The sequence below is a fragment of the Caballeronia cordobensis genome (assembly GCF_001544575.2).
Taxonomy (GTDB): domain Bacteria; phylum Pseudomonadota; class Gammaproteobacteria; order Burkholderiales; family Burkholderiaceae; genus Caballeronia; species Caballeronia cordobensis.
Window position 1 is genome coordinate 43,967 of the sequence record NZ_FCNY02000010.1, and the last position, 15,485, is coordinate 59,451.

Below are 15,485 nucleotides of genomic sequence, written 5' to 3' on the forward strand. Positions count from 1 at the left end.
CTAACAACGACGGGAGGACCCCGCATGGACTTACGCGAAATTCAACGACTGCATGCGCAGTTCGCACCTGACTCGATGACCATCGATCTGCCGCGGCAAATCGCTGCGCTCCCGGCGCCGGCCGACCTGACCGCAGACGCCAAGACACCCACGCTCAGGCTGCGGCTTCCGAAGGCGGCGCCTGTCGCTCGACGAGGCGTTGTCGCAGTTGCTATCGCCGCTGTCGTGGCTATGGCGGGGATGGGAGCCGCGTCGTTGTACAAGTCGGTGGGCGCGCCCTCCGCTCACGAAGTAAAGAAGACCGATGCGCAGCCGCAATCCAACGGAAGCGAAAGGCCGGCAACGGAAGAGCCCGCGACGCGCCCAATCGACGCCGAGCCGCCTCATCCGGTAGCGCTCGCTCCAATGCTGACAGGAAGAGACGTTGCTGCGGCTTCTCCAATCGGTCTCACGGCTGACCAGTTCAAGAATTCGTTGGGTACAACGAGCGGCCCACCAGCGAGCGCGGCCGCCAACAAATCCGTTCCTCCTCTCTCGAACGATGTGCAACGCGCGGCTGCCTCGCCTATTCATCAAACGCGTCGCGAGGCAGAGCTGGCTGGTCAGGCTCCCACTCAACCCGCGTCAGTGCCGGCCGCGCAAGCTGCGGCGCAGCCTGCCGCCGACGAACAAGCGTCGCAACAACACGCGGCACCGGCCCGTACGCACAGCTATCGTCATCGCTCGCATTCGCGGGACGAGCAGGTAAGCGATGGCGACACGGGTTCGGCTGCAAGCAAGAAGTCAGCGCCTGCGAACCGCGGCGGGGCGAACGAAGTGCAAATGTTTTAAGGAATCGACACCATGAAAACCGAACTCAATATCACGCTTATTGCGCGCGGCTGCGCGATCACCGGCGACATGGTCGTGGATCACGGCATTTCGTTCTTCGGCTTGCTGGACGGCGGCATCATCTCGACGCATGGTCTGCTGCACATCGGCGAAGGCGGACTCGTAAAGGGCTCCGCGCAGGGCGAGCACGTTCGCATTGACGGGCGCGTCGACGGCGATGTGCATGCTCGGGGCTCGCTGGAAATCAATGGCCAAGTCTCGGGCGACATCTTCTACTCCGGCACAATCCGCCTTGGGCCGCGTGCGTCGTTGAACGGCACGCTCAAGCGCGTTGCCAGAATGCTGACGATCGAGGCCGATTCCACGTCGGACGAAGGGCCTATCGCCGGTCCGCGTCTGGACGACGTGAAAGGCCACGAACGCGCGGAATCAAATGTGACAGAGCTCTCCCGCGCAATGGCCTGAGCCTCTACCAGCCCCATGATTTGCCGATAACGGGTCAAAGTCTCTAAGAACTCCGACCATGAAACCGATTGACCCGATCTTCGATTTCCTCACCGTGACGTGGGACGCGGCAGCGCAAGAAGCCGCGTTCGAAGGCCATTGCTTCTGCATGCTCGACACCGGGCGGCTTGTGAACGGTCAGGCAATGACGCTGGGCACTCCGCACTGGAACCGCCCGGCGTACAAGTCGGTCGTGACGTACAAACTGGCTATGCGTCAGAAAACTTAGGGTTTGACTGAATCCTCGTCTCCCGCACGCTCGACCGATATGGATTGCTGCCCGCTTTTGAGCGGGCTTTTTTTGGTGCGCCGAGCATGCACAACAGCTTGGGGGTGCGAGTCCCCTGTCCAACCTGATGGTGGTGAAGGACTAGCGAAACGCAAGGGCGTCGTCGTGAGGCGGGGTCTGAAGGAAGCGTGTAGCAAAGCCACGACCTGACGAACAGAAACCAGATGGGAGGCCTACCCGGACGGACGAGCGAGCCAATGATCGCGAAGTCCATAGCCATCAAGGTCCGGGGTGGTAGATCTGGCGGGTGTGTGGCGAAGGCGGTTGGGCTTACCTCGGGAGGCCTGCGCGGTGTCCTGGACTCAGGACTGAACGGCTCGCAAGGGTTGTTGACCACCGCGCAGGAGTCTGTCAACGTCGGACTTAGTTTCCCCAAAACTGTCGGAGTAAAATTCCCCACCCTGTATTTGCGTGGTGATCAGCCGTTCTCAGGATCGTGTGAGCTCCTCCGGGGGCGGCCTGGGCGCCGGCGCGGCGTTTCGGCGGACGCCGAGTGTAGAGATGATGGGCGGTTGCGTAGATGGTCAGGGAGTAAATCGGCGTGCTCGCGCAGACGGTAGGAAGATCCTTCAATCTGCACCACGATCGCGTGATGCAGCAACCTGTCGAGCAGTGCTGCTGCAACGACACTGTCGCCGAATACCTCGCCCCATTCACCGAAGCTGCGATTGGAAGTCAAGATGATCGCGCACCGCTCGTAGCAGGCGTTGATCAGTTGGAAGAACAGGTTGCCGCCGTTTGAGCCGATGGGAAGATATCCGATCTCGTCGACAATAAGCAGGCTGTTGCGCGCGAGGAAGCGCACGCGTTGCGGCAGATTGCCTTCGCGCTCGGCCTTCGCCATCGAGTTGACGATTTCAGCGAGCGAGCCGAAGTACACGCTCTTGCCGGCGCGAACCGCTTCGACACCCAACGCGATGGAAAGGTGTGATTTACCGGTTCCAGGCGGGCCGAGGAAATGAACCGCCTGTCGCCGCTCGATGAAATCCAGTTGCGCCAGCGTCATGATCCGGTCACGATCGAGGCTCGGCTGGAAACTGAAGTCATATCCGGCGAGCGTCTTGATTGTGCCCAGTCTTGCTGTCTGTAGTGCCATCCGAATACGCCGTGTCTCGCGCGTAGTGAATTCCTCGCCCAGCAGCGTCTCGAGCACTTCGAGCATTGAACTGTCGCCCTGCTCAAAGCGCTTCAGAGTGGCATCTAGAGCTTCGAGAGCGCGTGGCATGCGCAAGCCAACGAGGTAACGCTGTATCCGCTCGACAGTCGAGCTTGGAACGCTGTTCATGCGTGCCTCCCAACGTCAGCTAGGCGCCTTGCGACCTGATCATAGAACGATAGGGGCCGCCGCGCGACGCCTGCATTCGAAGACGGCAGCGCGGGGCTGGTTTGCGGCTTGCGCTTACCGGAGCGTCTATGGCCAGGCAGCAGTGACGTTCGTCGTCGGCCTTCCAGCACGGGATGCACTGCCAGCAGTTCGCCCTGCTCGTAGATCCGGATCTCGTGAGCCAGACTGTGAACTTCGAGAGTGCGTTTGCGAGTTCGGTCGGGCACGCTATAGTAGTTTCCGCCGACTGAGACGAGTCCTTCGTGACTCACACGCCGCTCGAGTCGGATCACGCCATTGAACAAACCGGCGGGAAGCGCTAGCAACGTCGGACGCTCCTCAAGGAAATGCTCCGCGACAACTCGGTGCGTCGTGCCATGCACACGAACATTGGCTACTGAGTCAAGCCACTCACGTAACTGGCGATTCATATCGGCAAGATTCTGAAATCGTCGAGCGAGGAAGAAGTCCTGACGGATGTATCGAAATGGGCGTTCGACCTTCCCCTTAGTCTTTGCGCGATATGCCTTGCATGCGCGTGGAGCAAAGCCATAGTGCTGCGCGAATGCGACTAGCTTTGCGTTGTAGACGATGTGCTTCTCGACTTCGCCCAGCACGGCCGCCTTCATGCGGTCGTAAAGCACCTCTCGAGGAACACCACCGATGTGCTCAAACGCTTCCATGTGACAGCGCAAAACCGTTTGAAGGTCTTGGTGCTCGACGAAGCGGCCCCACAAATAACGGCTGTGTCCAAGCACGAGCGAGAACAACCAGATCGAGCGCCGCTGTCCAGGGACGTCATCAAATTCGACATTGAAGTGAGCAAAGTCCACCTGAGCTTGAGCTCCAGCCGGCGTCTCGAAGCGCACCTCGAAGCCACGCTGCTTGGGTGGACGAACTTCCCGGATCAAATCACCCAATGCTGTGCGACCGCCGACGTAGCCCATCGCCTGAACCTCGCGAAAAACTCGTTCGATGCTCAGCTCGGGGTACTCACGCATACGCTCGGTCACGTAATGGACAAACGAATCGACGACACAAGGACGCGGCGCACGCGGACCATAACGAGGCGCCTGCACACCATTCTTAATGTATTTGCGAACGGTCTTGCGATCCATGTGTAGTCGAGCGGCGATAGCCGAGATGCTCAGCCCCTGCCGATGCAATTCCAGAATCGTCATAACCTCTCCCAGCTCGACCACCGATATCTCCCCGACGGATGCGAAGGCCTATATGGTCGGTGATCGACGGGGCGCCACCGCTTACGCGGCGGCGCCAAACAAAAAACTGGGGAAATTTACTTCGACGAAAATGAGGAGTATCTATCCGACGCTGACAGGAGTCAGCAGCGGGCATAGTAGGGCAGCGATGCCTGAAGGCCCAAACGGAGAGGAGCGGCCGAGTAAGCCGGAGAACTCGACATGGGAGCGCAGCAGAAAACGCATCGCGTCCTCGATAGCGGAGGCAGGGGTGAAGCCCCGAGGGCTGCTGATCGAGGGGCTGAACCTATGGCGGCGAACCCCGAGTCTGAAAGCCCGTCGGTGTGTGACCGACTGATGGAGGAAGTCTGCGAACGGGAGAACCTGAAGCAGGCGTTGAAACGTGTGAGAGCAAACAAAGGCGCACCGGGCGTGGACGGCATGACGGTTCAGGCACTACCGGCGTACCTGCGTGAGCATTGGCCGACGATACGGTCCATGCTGCTAAAAGGCACGTACAAGCCACAACCTGTCAGACGGGTCGAGATACCCAAGCCGGATGGAGGTGGCGTGCGCAAGCTCGGCATCCCGTGCGCGCTTGATCGATTCGTTCAGCAGGCGGTATTGCAGGTGCTGCAACAGCGGTGGGACCCGACGTTCTCGGATTCCAGTTATGGTTTCCGTCCGGGACGCTCGGCGCATCAGGCCGTGGCAAAGGCGCAAAGCTACATCCAGTCGGGGTATCGATGGGTTGTAGATTTGGACCTCGAGAAATTCTTCGATCGCGTAAGCCACGATATTCTGATGAACAGGGTGGCAAAGCGTGTCAGCGACAGGCGAGTGCTGAAGCTGATCCGCTCCTTTCTGACGGCGGGCGTGCTGGAAGACGGGCTGGTTGGCGCAACGGACGAAGGGACGCCCCAGGGCGGTCCGCTGTCACCGTTGTTATCCAATCTGATGCTCGACGACCTCGACCGGGAACTTGAGCGACGCGGACTGCGATTTGCGAGGTACGCCGACGACTGTAACGTCTATGTACGCAGCGAACGCGCGGGCCAACGGGTGATGGCGGGGCTGAAAGCCTTCCTCACCAGCAAGCTCAAGTTGACGCTCAACGAGACGAAGAGCGCAGTGGCCGAGCCTCACACGCGGAAGTTTCTGGGATTCACCTTCGGGACCCGGGATCACGTCAAACGGCGCATCGCGCCCAAGGCACTGAGCCGGTTCAAGGAGCGAATCCGGGAAATGACCCAGCGCTCGCACGGGGTCAGCGTTGACCAACTGATCGGCATGCTGAACCGTTACCTGACTGGATGGCGCGGCTACTTTGGATTCTGCGAAACGCCGAGCGTCCTTCAGCGTCTGGACGAATGGGTGCGCCGCCGGGTTCGCTGCTTCTTCTGGAAGCAGTGGCGACGCGGGAGCACCCGCTTCCGGGAACTGACGGCGCGAGGGGTGGACCGGTCCCTTGCTGCCCAGACAGCCGGGTCACCCCACAATGCATGGCGGCTGAGTAATAGCCCTGCACTGCAACGGGCGTTGACCAATCGCTTTCTGCGATCCCTCGGTCTTCCATCACTGCGTCCCTAGCCGATCAACCGATCCGAACCGCCGTGTACGGACCCGTACGCACGGTGGTGTGGGAGGGGTCGGGCCGCGAGGCTTGCCCCTATCCCGATCTAAGTGAATGCGGACGTCACTGGTCCATGTGACTGACCGACGGTCGCCGTGAACAGGCACGAGAGAGACCCCGCCAATGCAGACCTTCCGTCCGGACGCTGGCAAACCAGACGGATCTGACCTTCCATGCCGGCTCCGGGCGCGCTGCAACACAATCTGCCAAAGTTCCGTCGACGGCGTGGACGACCTCACCGCAACAATGGTGGAGGGACGCTATCCGGATAGCGTCCCACGGCGGTCGGGCATTTGGTTAGTGGCTTGAATAAAAAAAGAAAAAGGCGTGTTACAAACTTCGCCGGATATGCACACCCCCCTTAGCCGGCTAACTTTTTTGTATTGTGAAAGCGTGTCGAGGCTAGCTTTGCGCGCGTCAGGCTCTAAACCGCCCCGCTTCATCGCCAGAGATTCTACAGCTAGCGTTGCCGGGCAGATGTGGAGCTAAGCCGCGGTAGCACGCTGATCGAGCTGCGCCTCAACAACAAATCGCGACTCAAAGTTTTTCGATGTCCCCGAGATCATCAACGATTCGCGAGCACGCGTCATCGCGACATAGAACAGCCGCCGTTCTTCCGGCTCGGTCGATTTCGGGTCTGGGACGATCGTCTCCTCGCTGCGGACAATCCAGACGTGATCCCATTCCAGCCCTTTAGAGCTGTGCAATGTCGTGAGAATGAGAGCGCCCGGCGTCGGCTCGTTGTTGTCTTGGCGCAGGAAGAGCAGCCGTTCAGCGAAACTGCCGGACAAGCGTGACAGGACGTCGTTGGTCGCCTGGATTGCGCGGATTGCCGAATCCTTTTTCGCGTACTTCAGCATCCACTCCGCGACTCCCGAGAGCGTCAGCGAATAGAACTTGCGATCGCAGAGGCTTTGCCACTCAGCGAGCCGCTTCATAAACTCGCGATAGTTCGTCGCCACGTCCTCGGGCAGCCCAAGATCAACCAGTTCCGCCCGCCCCTTCTGCGTCAGTTCCGCACCCATATCCGCGTGGAGTGTGCGTAGCTGCTGGGCGGTAAGCCCTAGGTGCGCCAAGACCGCATCTAGGCCTGTGTGTTTGATTCGCTCCACGATTTCGAGCAGATTGCACATGAGCGCGCCCTCCGGGCGGCTCAGCACGGACGCGCCCGATGCCCGGTAGTACTTGATGCCATGCGAGCGGCAAACGGACTCAAGGGGGTCCAGTATGCGGTTGGTACGCGCCAGGATCGCGCACGACTGCCCTTCCGCGAGCAACGGCCGGAGCACGTCGACCGCCGCGGTTGCCTCCTCATACTCGTCTGGATGGCGGGACGTTTGCACAGTGCCGCCCGGGCCCTTTTCCGCACGCAGCACTTTTGCGATTCGGTCAGAGTTGTTCCTAATCACCCGGTCCGCTGCGCCCAGAATCTCTGCGCGGCACCGGTAGTTGCTGCCCAAGACGACGGGCTTTGCCGCGAACGACTGGATGAACGACTCCATGCCCCGATAGCCAAGCGCCTCGCGGAACGCGTAGATGCTCTGGTCGTCGTCGCCCACGACTGTCACTGTCGAGCCAGCCTGCGCGTGCAATTCAATCCAGCGGTACTGCAGCGGGTCCGTATCCTGAAACTCGTCAACGAGCAGATAGGTGAACGCGTATGGGGCGATGGAGCCTTGCTCCATCCCCTCAACGGCCAAACGCAGCATGTCCTGAAAATCAATCTTGCCGTTACGCGCAAGTGCGTCCTGATAGGCGTGATACAGCTCGCCGTCGGCAGTGCTCCGGTCGCACCGCCCAAAATTGGTTTTGATCTTCTCGATCGTTGGAATGACGTCTTCTGCCTTTCCGTCGCGGCCGAGTTCCTGCATCACGCGGATTAGCAGGCCAAGTCGGTCGCCATCGGAGGCGATATCGAGTGCGCGCGCACCGGGGCGTTTCAGTTGTTTGAAGGCAAGGGAATGGAAGGTGCCCGCGATAAGACGCTTTTTCACTGACTCGCCGGCGGCGGCCAAGATCCGCTCTCGCAATTCAAGCGCGGCATCCTTCGAGAAGGTGACGGCGCCGACCGTCGCGGCGCTGTCTTGTAGCAGCAGGGCTGCTTTCGTGGCGATCGTTTTCGTCTTGCCAGCACCCGGACAGGCGATCGCCACGCAATGCTGGCGCAACTGGGCGACTTCCCGTTGCTGGGGATTGAGTTCGTCCAGCATCGCGCCCTCCTTAGTTGCCGCGGACCGTCGTCATCAGCTTCAGGTGCGTCATGTACCCGCGAATGCCAAGCGGGTTGAAGCGTTTCAGAAAGTTGACGGCCTCGTCGTCCACGTCCGACTGGTCGCGAATGCCGTTCCACACCATGAAGTCGAAGTGATCCATCGCTCGGTCGAATTTCATGATGACGCCCAGCACGCGCATCGAAAAGCGCGAATACGCTTCGACTTCGATGTCCATCGCGGGCATCGGGATCGTCGGCTCGAACACGAATTCCTTGTTGGCCCGAAGCTCCGCTTCCTTTTGCTGGCGGAAGCCTTCGGCCACGCGCAGTTGCTCGTCAACGTAGCTCTCAATACCCCCGAGCAGCTTTTCGAGCGCGCTGTTGACGACTTCCTTGTCGTTCTCGCCGAACGTCGAGCGGCCGAAACGCTGCATGTTGATGCTCATGCGATTGATGTACGGCCACCATTGTTCGAACAGCGGCTTCAGGCGGGTATGGTTCAGACGCACGCGTGCGGTCACGACTGCCGCGCCCGAAAGCTGGCGGTCAAGCAATTGACGGCCGATCTCGCGGCGGCGCTTGATGATGGCGATACGCTCGGCGGCAGGCAGATCGCGGAACAGCTTTCGCGTCTTGGCAACTTCCGCCCGTTTCATGTCGGCGTCGTCGGTGGAGATCACGCCTTCTTTCTGGAGGCGGTCTGCGTCGGCCTCCATCTGCGTCAACTCACGCTCGAGCTCACCGTCGTCCGCGCCGTCGGTCGTCAGCGGCGCCTCGACCGTACCTTGTTCAAGGGCGCTCAGCGCGACTTTCTGTTCACTGCCAGGTTCGACAACCGTGCTCATTCGCCATTTCTCCTGTCTGGACCGCGTCGGTCCCGTTTCATCGTTGAGGATCAGGCAAGCGAAGCGCGTTGCCCATCTTCAACATTGTTGCGGCGGTGGCAACGTTAAGAAGCTCGAAACGGTGGCTATTTAAAGCGCCTTTCACCGAATTATCGGTGCGCATCTGGGCAAGAGGTCTTGAGAACCGTGGCGGAAAAAATAAAGGCAACGCTATCTATCCGATTAGCGTTGCCCGAGGGACCGAAGCAAATTCTGATGTGCTGCTAATGCAAGTCGCGATGTTTCCTCTTATCTGGACGACTGGAAGGACTCTGCAGCTTTCCACAGCAGGCCTCCAAGGAGGGCGGCAACGGCTACCCAATAGCCGACCAAGACAGGCAACGGAACCACCAGCACCGCGAACAGCGTGCCGGTCACGAGCAGCAGCCCGTGCCCCGCCAGATGGAAAGACAGGGGACTCACGAAGCCCGCAGCCGACGCTTTAATCTTGCGGCGCGCCGCGCCGTCGATGAACATGCCGATCGCAAAAAGCAGCGTCCCGATGATCCACATCTTCATCACCATCGCGCGGAACAACATCCGGTACACCAGCAGCCAGAAGTTCTCGGTCCAGGTATGGGCGAAAGACGAGAAGCCTCCATCGTCCAAGCCGCCTACCTTTCCGGAGGCATTCAGCGTGCGGTGCAGCAGCCCGCTATCGACGAATGCGCGGCGGAACTCTTCGTTGGCACTGCGCATCGCGCGGTCGACCCGGTCCTGCCCGACTGACTCAACGAGAGAATGCGTTTCCGCTTCCGGCACCTCGAATAGCTTACGCTCCGGGATCGCCGGCATGACCGCGATGGCTAGCACCGGCACGAGCAGAAACCACACCTTGATGTGCGAACCGAACCGGCTAGCCATGTAGCACCTTGACTAGCATGAGGGCGGGCACCGCGACGAGTGCCATCAGTCCGCCCCAAAACAGCGCCGGCCGGAATTCGGCGATTGTTGCCAACGCGTAGCATCGCGCCCCCGCGCCGTAAGTGAATTCCTCGGGCACGGCCGCGTTAACGTCGCCATCGAATGCCGCAGCCGTATCGCGCGCCCGCTGAGCCGTGCGCGGCTCAACTCCCGACAGCTTCGCTATGATCGTAACGGTGAGCGACATCGTATTCCTCGAAGTAACGGCGGAAGGCTTCTCCTTGAAGCACGCGTGCGGCGAGCTGGAACGCGGCGGTGCGCTCAGTGATCTCGTCCGGGCAACGCTCATCGACCATCTCGAACTGGTACTCGAAGTGGCGTGCTTCGAACGCGGGAATTGCCTCGACCATCGGGCACCACACCGACACCTTGTCGCCAAACCGCGCGACAAGCCGGCGAGCGTATAAAGCCTTCGATGGCTCGAATAGACCTTGCATGAACGCGATATGCTGGTCGCCCGTGCGCTTCGCGCGCCGGAAGCCATCGAGCGCCGATTCGATCATCTCCGCGGCCAGCGGCCCTTTGTCTCCCATAAACCGCTCCCCGATGAAGTCGGCCACACGCGAGCACGCAAGCTCCAGCTCCGGTGCGACATTGAAGACCGCAACCAGCCTGTGCGAGAGCTTGTGATCGCGAATGATGTTTTTATATGCAGCGGACATAACTTGTGTTTTAGCCTTCGATGATAGGAATTCGACCTTGATACACTGCACCGCCAGAGATGCGCATGAAGTACTGCAGATTCGGCAAACTGTGAAGCAGCTTCACGGGAATGAGCGGCACCTTCTCCAGCTGAATGGACCTGGACTGCGAGCCACTAAATTCGAGCGCATGCGCCTCGGTCGTGGTATTAGTGCTGTTAGACACGTTCACCACGCGGATCGCAGTCTCTCCGACCTTGTCCGAGAACCACTTTGCTGTATCCGAGTCCTCTAGTCTAAGCACCACTTGATTGTTGAGGTTACCCAAAACCTGCAGCATTTTCGCTGCGTTTCCCAGTTTCGCTTCGAGGTCGGCACGCGCCTGGAACGCAACGAACGCCTTGAACCCTGCTCCGCGGCCCTTGTTCAGGATTTGAATCACCTGCTCGTTGATCGCCTCTGCGATCTCATCGATGATGAGCACTACATCGGGCTTCTCGGCATAGAAGTTGTAGATCGCACCGCAGACGGCCGCCACGTCCGACAGCGCCATCGAAGCAATCGCTTTTTGCACGATGTTGTTCGAAAGTGAGTCGAGTCCCATGTACAAAACCGCCTTCTGCTTAATGATCTTGTCGATATCCCATATCTCGCGCTCGTCCTCGAAGTCGTCCGCTTTCGGCGCGAGCATGAGGCCCGTTTCCCCGGTCGCGAGCATCTGTAGCAGCGGCAACGCGGACGCGATGATCTTCATGTAGTGCTCGCGATCGTGGGTGTGCGTGGCGATCAGCCCGTCGATCGTCTCGTGCCCGCGGTCGTGAGCGGCAAAGCGGTCGAGATATAACTTCACCATCCCGTCAATCAGCGAAGCGTCGTTGCGGCGCTGTGCGTCTTTCACGGTCGCGGTGACGGTCAGTTCTTCCCAATCGGTTAGGCCGTTCTCGATGAAAAATCGTCGCAGCCCACGGTCCAGCAGATTGCCAATGCCTGACTGTGCGTATTTGAGAATCGAGCGCAAATTAGGCTTGTCGCCCACATATAGCTCACCTTTCACGGCGCGGTCGATGAAGAGAAACGCGAAGTCACGGAACTGGCCTTCTTCCATCAACTGCGCGATGCGCGACGGGATTTCCGACGGCTGCGACCAGTTTTCAAGCGGGTTCAGGCGGATCGACTCATGCGGCTTCGCCTGATTGAAGTACAGGAACTTGCGCCCGGTGCGCGCGCATTCCTTCTCCACGCGCTTTTTCCACTCGTCATCGTTCTTCGGGTCGACGATGATCAGGACATCCTTCGGGTTGTGGATCACTTGAGTGGAGATGACTTCGTAGGTGCGGGTCTTTCCCGCGCCAGTCGTGCCCGCCACCAGCGTGTGGCCGCCCATCGCCTTATAGTGAAACGGCACCTCGACCTTCTTCTGCTCCATCCCGTGGATCCAGGACGATCCCTGCGGCATGCGATCGCGAATGCTGTCGCGTGGACCGAATAGCCGCTCGATGCGCTCCTCCACCGACCGGCCTATCTCCGTTTTCGACAGCCACTTCGGCAACGACGGAATGTCGGTTACGGGCATCCGGAGGATTTCGTGGGCAATCTGCGTATGCTTCTGCGTCCACTCATATCCGATGCCCAGATACATCGAGTCCGCTCTTTTCCGCATCGCGTTTTGCGTGGCGAGAAGCTTTTCGATTTGAATTTTGCTCAGCCATTTCGTTGAGATGGCCATTCGAAAGCTCAGCGCCTTCCATATCTGCAGCGCGCGTATCGAGAGGAGCGCCACACCGGCCAGCGCGAACGCCCAGCCGTACGGCATTCCAGATATCAGAATGCCAACTATGACGATTGGCCAAACGAGAAACGGACGGAACTCGTAGATCGGACGGAAGTGATTGACGTAGTTCATGCCCCGGGTCGCTCCACGATGAGACGGCCGGCGCGCTCAACAATGCAGATGTCATTGCCGTGTGCGCGCATGAGCAAGCTGCGCTTCTTGAGTTGTTCGACGAGCGTATCGCTTGTGATGCCGTAGCCGCCGACGAGCCGCTTCTTGACGGCCAGCCCCTTCTCTTCCCACGTCACTTCCGCCCTCCCGGTCGCCACGTCGCCAGCAAGGGCTTTGAAAAACTCTTTCAGCATTGCAGCGCCGGGTCCCAGGAGTTCCGCTAATTCTTCGTCAGACGGCCCGACCCTATTTGCATTGCTCCTCGCTGGACGCGCTTCGGCGGGATCGACCGGCGCCGGACGCGACGCAGGCGCGCTCGTGCCGGTCGAAGGCTCAGACGCAGCCGCACCCCCGGCCTGTGCTTCGCTGCGCTCCAACGCATCGAGCAACGACTGAGAGAATTTCGGCGCAGAAGCGCTCGCCTGCTCGGAGTCTGCCGTTGCTCCAACAACGGCAGACGGCGGCTCTGACGTAGTCGCCGGCGGTACTGACGCCGTCGTGGCGGTCGACCGTGCTGGGTCCACCGACGGATCGACACTGGCCGGGGTGGGCGACGCGACGAACTGCGGCTCCAGGGCGAGCGCGACGTGCACGGCTGAGGGAACGTCATACTTCACCGGTGCGAACACGGCGCGCTGTGCCTTGCGCTCGAAGTCCCCTGCAACGTCCATCGCCTGGCGCACGACCTTGTGGACGAGGGGCTCGAAGCCTTGGGGGCTGCGCTCCGGATTGATCGCGTTGAAGAGGTCGTCCAGCACCGCTGTGTCGAACCCGGAGAGCAGTTCGGGTGAGATGACGGTCTGGGCGAACATGGCGGTGCGCATGCGCTCGTTCTTTAGTGGCGTCACACGCCGCTCAACCGCGAACTGACCGGCCCCGATCCACGTGCCAAACGCCCCGTGCGCCGCCGGATTCCATTTCGTGCGGTCGGAAAGCCGCACCATTTCAAAGTGACGAAACGGCTCGTCCAACAGCGAGCACGCAGCGGCCAAGAAGACAGCGTAGTTGTATTGAGGCTCCAACCGGCGACGCTTATCAGACGTGAGGTCAGCCGCGAACTTCTGCCCACCCGCAAGCCGCATTGCATAGAAGGTCGATTCGATCGTCGCTCGGAATGCACCGCCCGGCTCGCAATGCAACTCGGGCGTCAGCGGCATAGACGAAAACCAATTCGCGCAGCGACGTAACACTGCAAGCCACTTACGCGCGAATTCCGTTTCAGTACTCTCGTTAGCGCATTGACGAACAAGCTCAATGCGCTTGAGGTGCGTAGCGAACAGGTCCTCGGCAAGGATTGCTTGGTGAGCGGCGATCATGGAATGAAACCCTTCGCCAGCTTCAGCGCTGCAGTGCCGGTTGCGCTTGCGCCGCCGCCAAAGATCGCCGCAAGCTTCGGAATCTCGAGCGACAACAAAAGGATGAATATCGCCAAATTGAAGACATACATCGCGTTCACCGTTGTTGCCCCACCAACGTCAGACGCCTTCGACACCGCGTCGCCGATTGAGGACCCGACGAGTTTCATCAAAATCGCAACGACGACGACATACATTCCTGCGCTGATCATCCAGTCCAGCCACTTAACAAAGTAGTTGCGGGTGTAGGACGAGAATGCGAGAGCGATCGCAATCGGCCCCAGCACAATCCCGATAGCCGATTGGATCTGCCCTACTGCCGAGTAGTAAATGAAGACGATCGCCGCCAAGCACATGAAGAACGCGGCGAGCAACATGACCGCCGCATCAGACAGGACCGCTGGGATGTTCAAAATCCTAATTGACTTCAACTTCTCCTTTAGCCCGTCAAAGATGACGCCTGCCAAATGCGCCATCTGGCCACCCGTCGAGGAATCGGACGCGCCACTGATATGTGCTGCCAGATCCTTAAACCATGTCCAGAACCCGCTCGCACTCGACGTGTAGCCGAGGTATAGCGCGACGAAGATGCCGAGTACAGCGACCTCCTCGAATAGGTTGACCCAAGCAGAGATCGGATGATGCGTGCCGGCAAATCGAACGCCGACGAGCACCAGCGAGATGACGCCCAAACCCCAGGCGAACTTGTTCGCCTCGTCCATCACGCCAGAACTCGCAGTAATCGCGTTGGGTATCAAATTGCCTACTAGCGAATCTATCTGCGTGACTGCCGTCTGTGCGCCCTTGCCGAAGTCTCCATCCGGACTAGCAAGCGCCGCCGCCCCAGCGGCCGTCGCAGAACTTGGCGAAGCGTTAGCCGCTTGCGCGAACGCGCCAGTCTGAAAGATCACCATGGCGACGATCGTTGCCAGGAGCAGGACAACTGTCCTCAGCGTGACCATTAATGAATATGCCATCACTGCCCCAGTACTTTTGACGACCCAATTTGAGCGTCGAAGGCAGCGCGCTGCTGGTCCTGCTTAGCTTTGAGAGACGCTTGCGCCGCATTGCTAGCCTGCTGATCTACGACCGTCGCCGAATCCTTCACGGCATCGCTTCGCTGCTTCGCTGCCATCATCGTCAGAAGGTCGCTGTTCTGACTGGAGATGATGTCCAGCATGTGGGTGGTCAACTGTGCAGTGGCTTCCATCGTCGGCGACATGTTCAGTTGGTCCTGAATTTCTTGCCGGCGCTTTGCGAGCGCGCTGACGTGCGAGATGACGTCGTTGCCCTGCTGGAAAAGCTGCTTGGCCGTCTTGTCGTTGTTCTGCAGCAGGGTGTTCTGGTCCGTGAACCACTGTTCCGGCGTTTTGCCCGACTGCGTGATAAGCGCCTGAACCTTGCTTGCGTATTCCGCGTTGTTTTGCAGCCCGCCGTACAGGTCCTTCAGCGCATCCGTGTATTTCGACAGGCTGGTGATATCGCTGGTGATGCTCTTAAACTGAGCCAGCATGGCCGACGGATCCAGGTTGGTCGCCTGCTTCAACTGGTTGAGCATCATCTGATATTGGTACACGAGGTTTGAATCCTGATAGACCTCACCCTTCACGGCGGCCGCCGCCGTCATCGTGTTTTGAATGAAATTCGATGCGTCGAAGACCGGCATGTTCGCGTGCGCGTGTTGCACGAATCCCAGCGTCAAAACGCCGGTGGCTGCGACGCAGCGGAGCAGTTTTTTCATCATGGC

General features: G+C 59.7%; 15 protein-coding genes. 4 read left to right on the forward strand and 11 right to left on the reverse strand.

Annotated elements, in window-relative coordinates; all coding sequences use genetic code 11:
* Positions 1-24: 24 nt before the first annotated feature.
* Genes AWB70_RS20180 through AWB70_RS20190 form a run of 3 tightly spaced genes read left to right on the forward strand, consistent with a single transcriptional unit; the run spans position 25 to position 1,564 of the window.
* Positions 25-831 carry a hypothetical protein gene (locus tag AWB70_RS20180; RefSeq protein ID WP_143281667.1) on the forward strand — a complete coding sequence of 269 codons (807 nt, stop codon included), beginning with the start codon at positions 25-27 and terminating at the stop codon, positions 829-831.
* A gap of 12 nt (positions 832-843) precedes the next feature.
* Positions 844-1,296, forward strand: coding sequence for a bactofilin family protein (locus AWB70_RS20185; RefSeq protein WP_053572920.1), 453 nt, complete (start codon positions 844-846; stop codon positions 1,294-1,296).
* A 58-nt stretch (positions 1,297-1,354) separates the two neighbouring features.
* Positions 1,355-1,564, forward strand: coding sequence for a hypothetical protein (locus AWB70_RS20190; protein ID WP_053572919.1), 210 nt, complete (start codon positions 1,355-1,357; stop codon positions 1,562-1,564).
* A gap of 478 nt (positions 1,565-2,042) precedes the next feature.
* Here the strand turns inward: AWB70_RS20190 and istB are convergent, their stop codons facing one another.
* The gene (gene istB, locus AWB70_RS20195) at positions 2,043-2,909 is read right to left on the reverse strand and encodes an IS21-like element helper ATPase IstB (protein WP_053572918.1); all 867 of its coding nucleotides are present in this window, start codon (positions 2,907-2,909) and stop codon (positions 2,043-2,045) included.
* Positions 2,906-4,129, reverse strand: a complete 1,224-nt coding sequence (istA, locus tag AWB70_RS20200; protein ID WP_053572945.1) for an IS21 family transposase — start codon at positions 4,127-4,129, stop codon at positions 2,906-2,908. Before istA ends, istB begins: the two co-directional genes overlap by 4 nt.
* A gap of 240 nt (positions 4,130-4,369) precedes the next feature.
* Between istA and ltrA the strand changes: the two genes are divergently transcribed.
* The gene (gene ltrA / locus AWB70_RS20205) at positions 4,370-5,737 is read left to right on the forward strand and encodes a group II intron reverse transcriptase/maturase (RefSeq protein WP_053572917.1); all 1,368 of its coding nucleotides are present in this window, start codon (positions 4,370-4,372) and stop codon (positions 5,735-5,737) included.
* A gap of 528 nt (positions 5,738-6,265) precedes the next feature.
* On the opposite strand, the gene AWB70_RS20210 is transcribed toward ltrA, so the two are convergent.
* The 9 genes from AWB70_RS20210 to AWB70_RS20250 form a co-directional block, all read right to left on the reverse strand.
* Positions 6,266-7,990, reverse strand: a complete 1,725-nt coding sequence (locus AWB70_RS20210; RefSeq protein WP_053572916.1) for an ATP-dependent helicase — start codon at positions 7,988-7,990, stop codon at positions 6,266-6,268.
* A gap of 10 nt (positions 7,991-8,000) precedes the next feature.
* Complete coding sequence (locus tag AWB70_RS20215) at positions 8,001-8,837, reverse strand: hypothetical protein (RefSeq protein WP_053572915.1); 837 nt, start codon at positions 8,835-8,837, stop codon at positions 8,001-8,003.
* Positions 8,838-9,125: 288 nt separating this feature from the next.
* A complete protein-coding gene (locus AWB70_RS20220; RefSeq protein ID WP_025495935.1) occupies positions 9,126-9,740 on the reverse strand; it encodes an IncC plasmid conjugative DNA transfer DtrJ family protein in 615 nt (204 codons plus the stop codon).
* Positions 9,733-9,987, reverse strand: a complete 255-nt coding sequence (locus AWB70_RS20225; protein ID WP_235023229.1) for a hypothetical protein — start codon at positions 9,985-9,987, stop codon at positions 9,733-9,735. Before AWB70_RS20225 ends, AWB70_RS20220 begins: the two co-directional genes overlap by 8 nt.
* Positions 9,944-10,462, reverse strand: coding sequence for a hypothetical protein (locus AWB70_RS20230; RefSeq protein ID WP_053572914.1), 519 nt, complete (start codon positions 10,460-10,462; stop codon positions 9,944-9,946). Before AWB70_RS20230 ends, AWB70_RS20225 begins: the two co-directional genes overlap by 44 nt.
* Positions 10,463-10,472: 10 nt before the next feature.
* Positions 10,473-12,344 (reverse strand): conjugative transfer system coupling protein TraD, encoded by a 1,872-nt coding sequence (gene traD, locus AWB70_RS20235; protein WP_053572913.1) that lies wholly within the window; start codon positions 12,342-12,344, stop codon positions 10,473-10,475.
* Entirely contained in the window at positions 12,341-13,699 is a 1,359-nt protein-coding gene (locus tag AWB70_RS20240) for a TraI domain-containing protein (RefSeq protein ID WP_053572912.1), read from the reverse strand. The genes traD and AWB70_RS20240 overlap by 4 nt, the downstream gene beginning before the upstream one ends.
* Positions 13,696-14,715, reverse strand: a complete 1,020-nt coding sequence (locus AWB70_RS20245) for a type IV secretion system protein (RefSeq protein WP_063786812.1) — start codon at positions 14,713-14,715, stop codon at positions 13,696-13,698. Before AWB70_RS20245 ends, AWB70_RS20240 begins: the two co-directional genes overlap by 4 nt.
* Complete coding sequence (locus tag AWB70_RS20250) at positions 14,715-15,482, reverse strand: TrbJ/VirB5 family protein (protein ID WP_082378325.1); 768 nt, start codon at positions 15,480-15,482, stop codon at positions 14,715-14,717. The genes AWB70_RS20245 and AWB70_RS20250 overlap by 1 nt, the downstream gene beginning before the upstream one ends.
* Positions 15,483-15,485 lie beyond the last annotated feature (3 nt).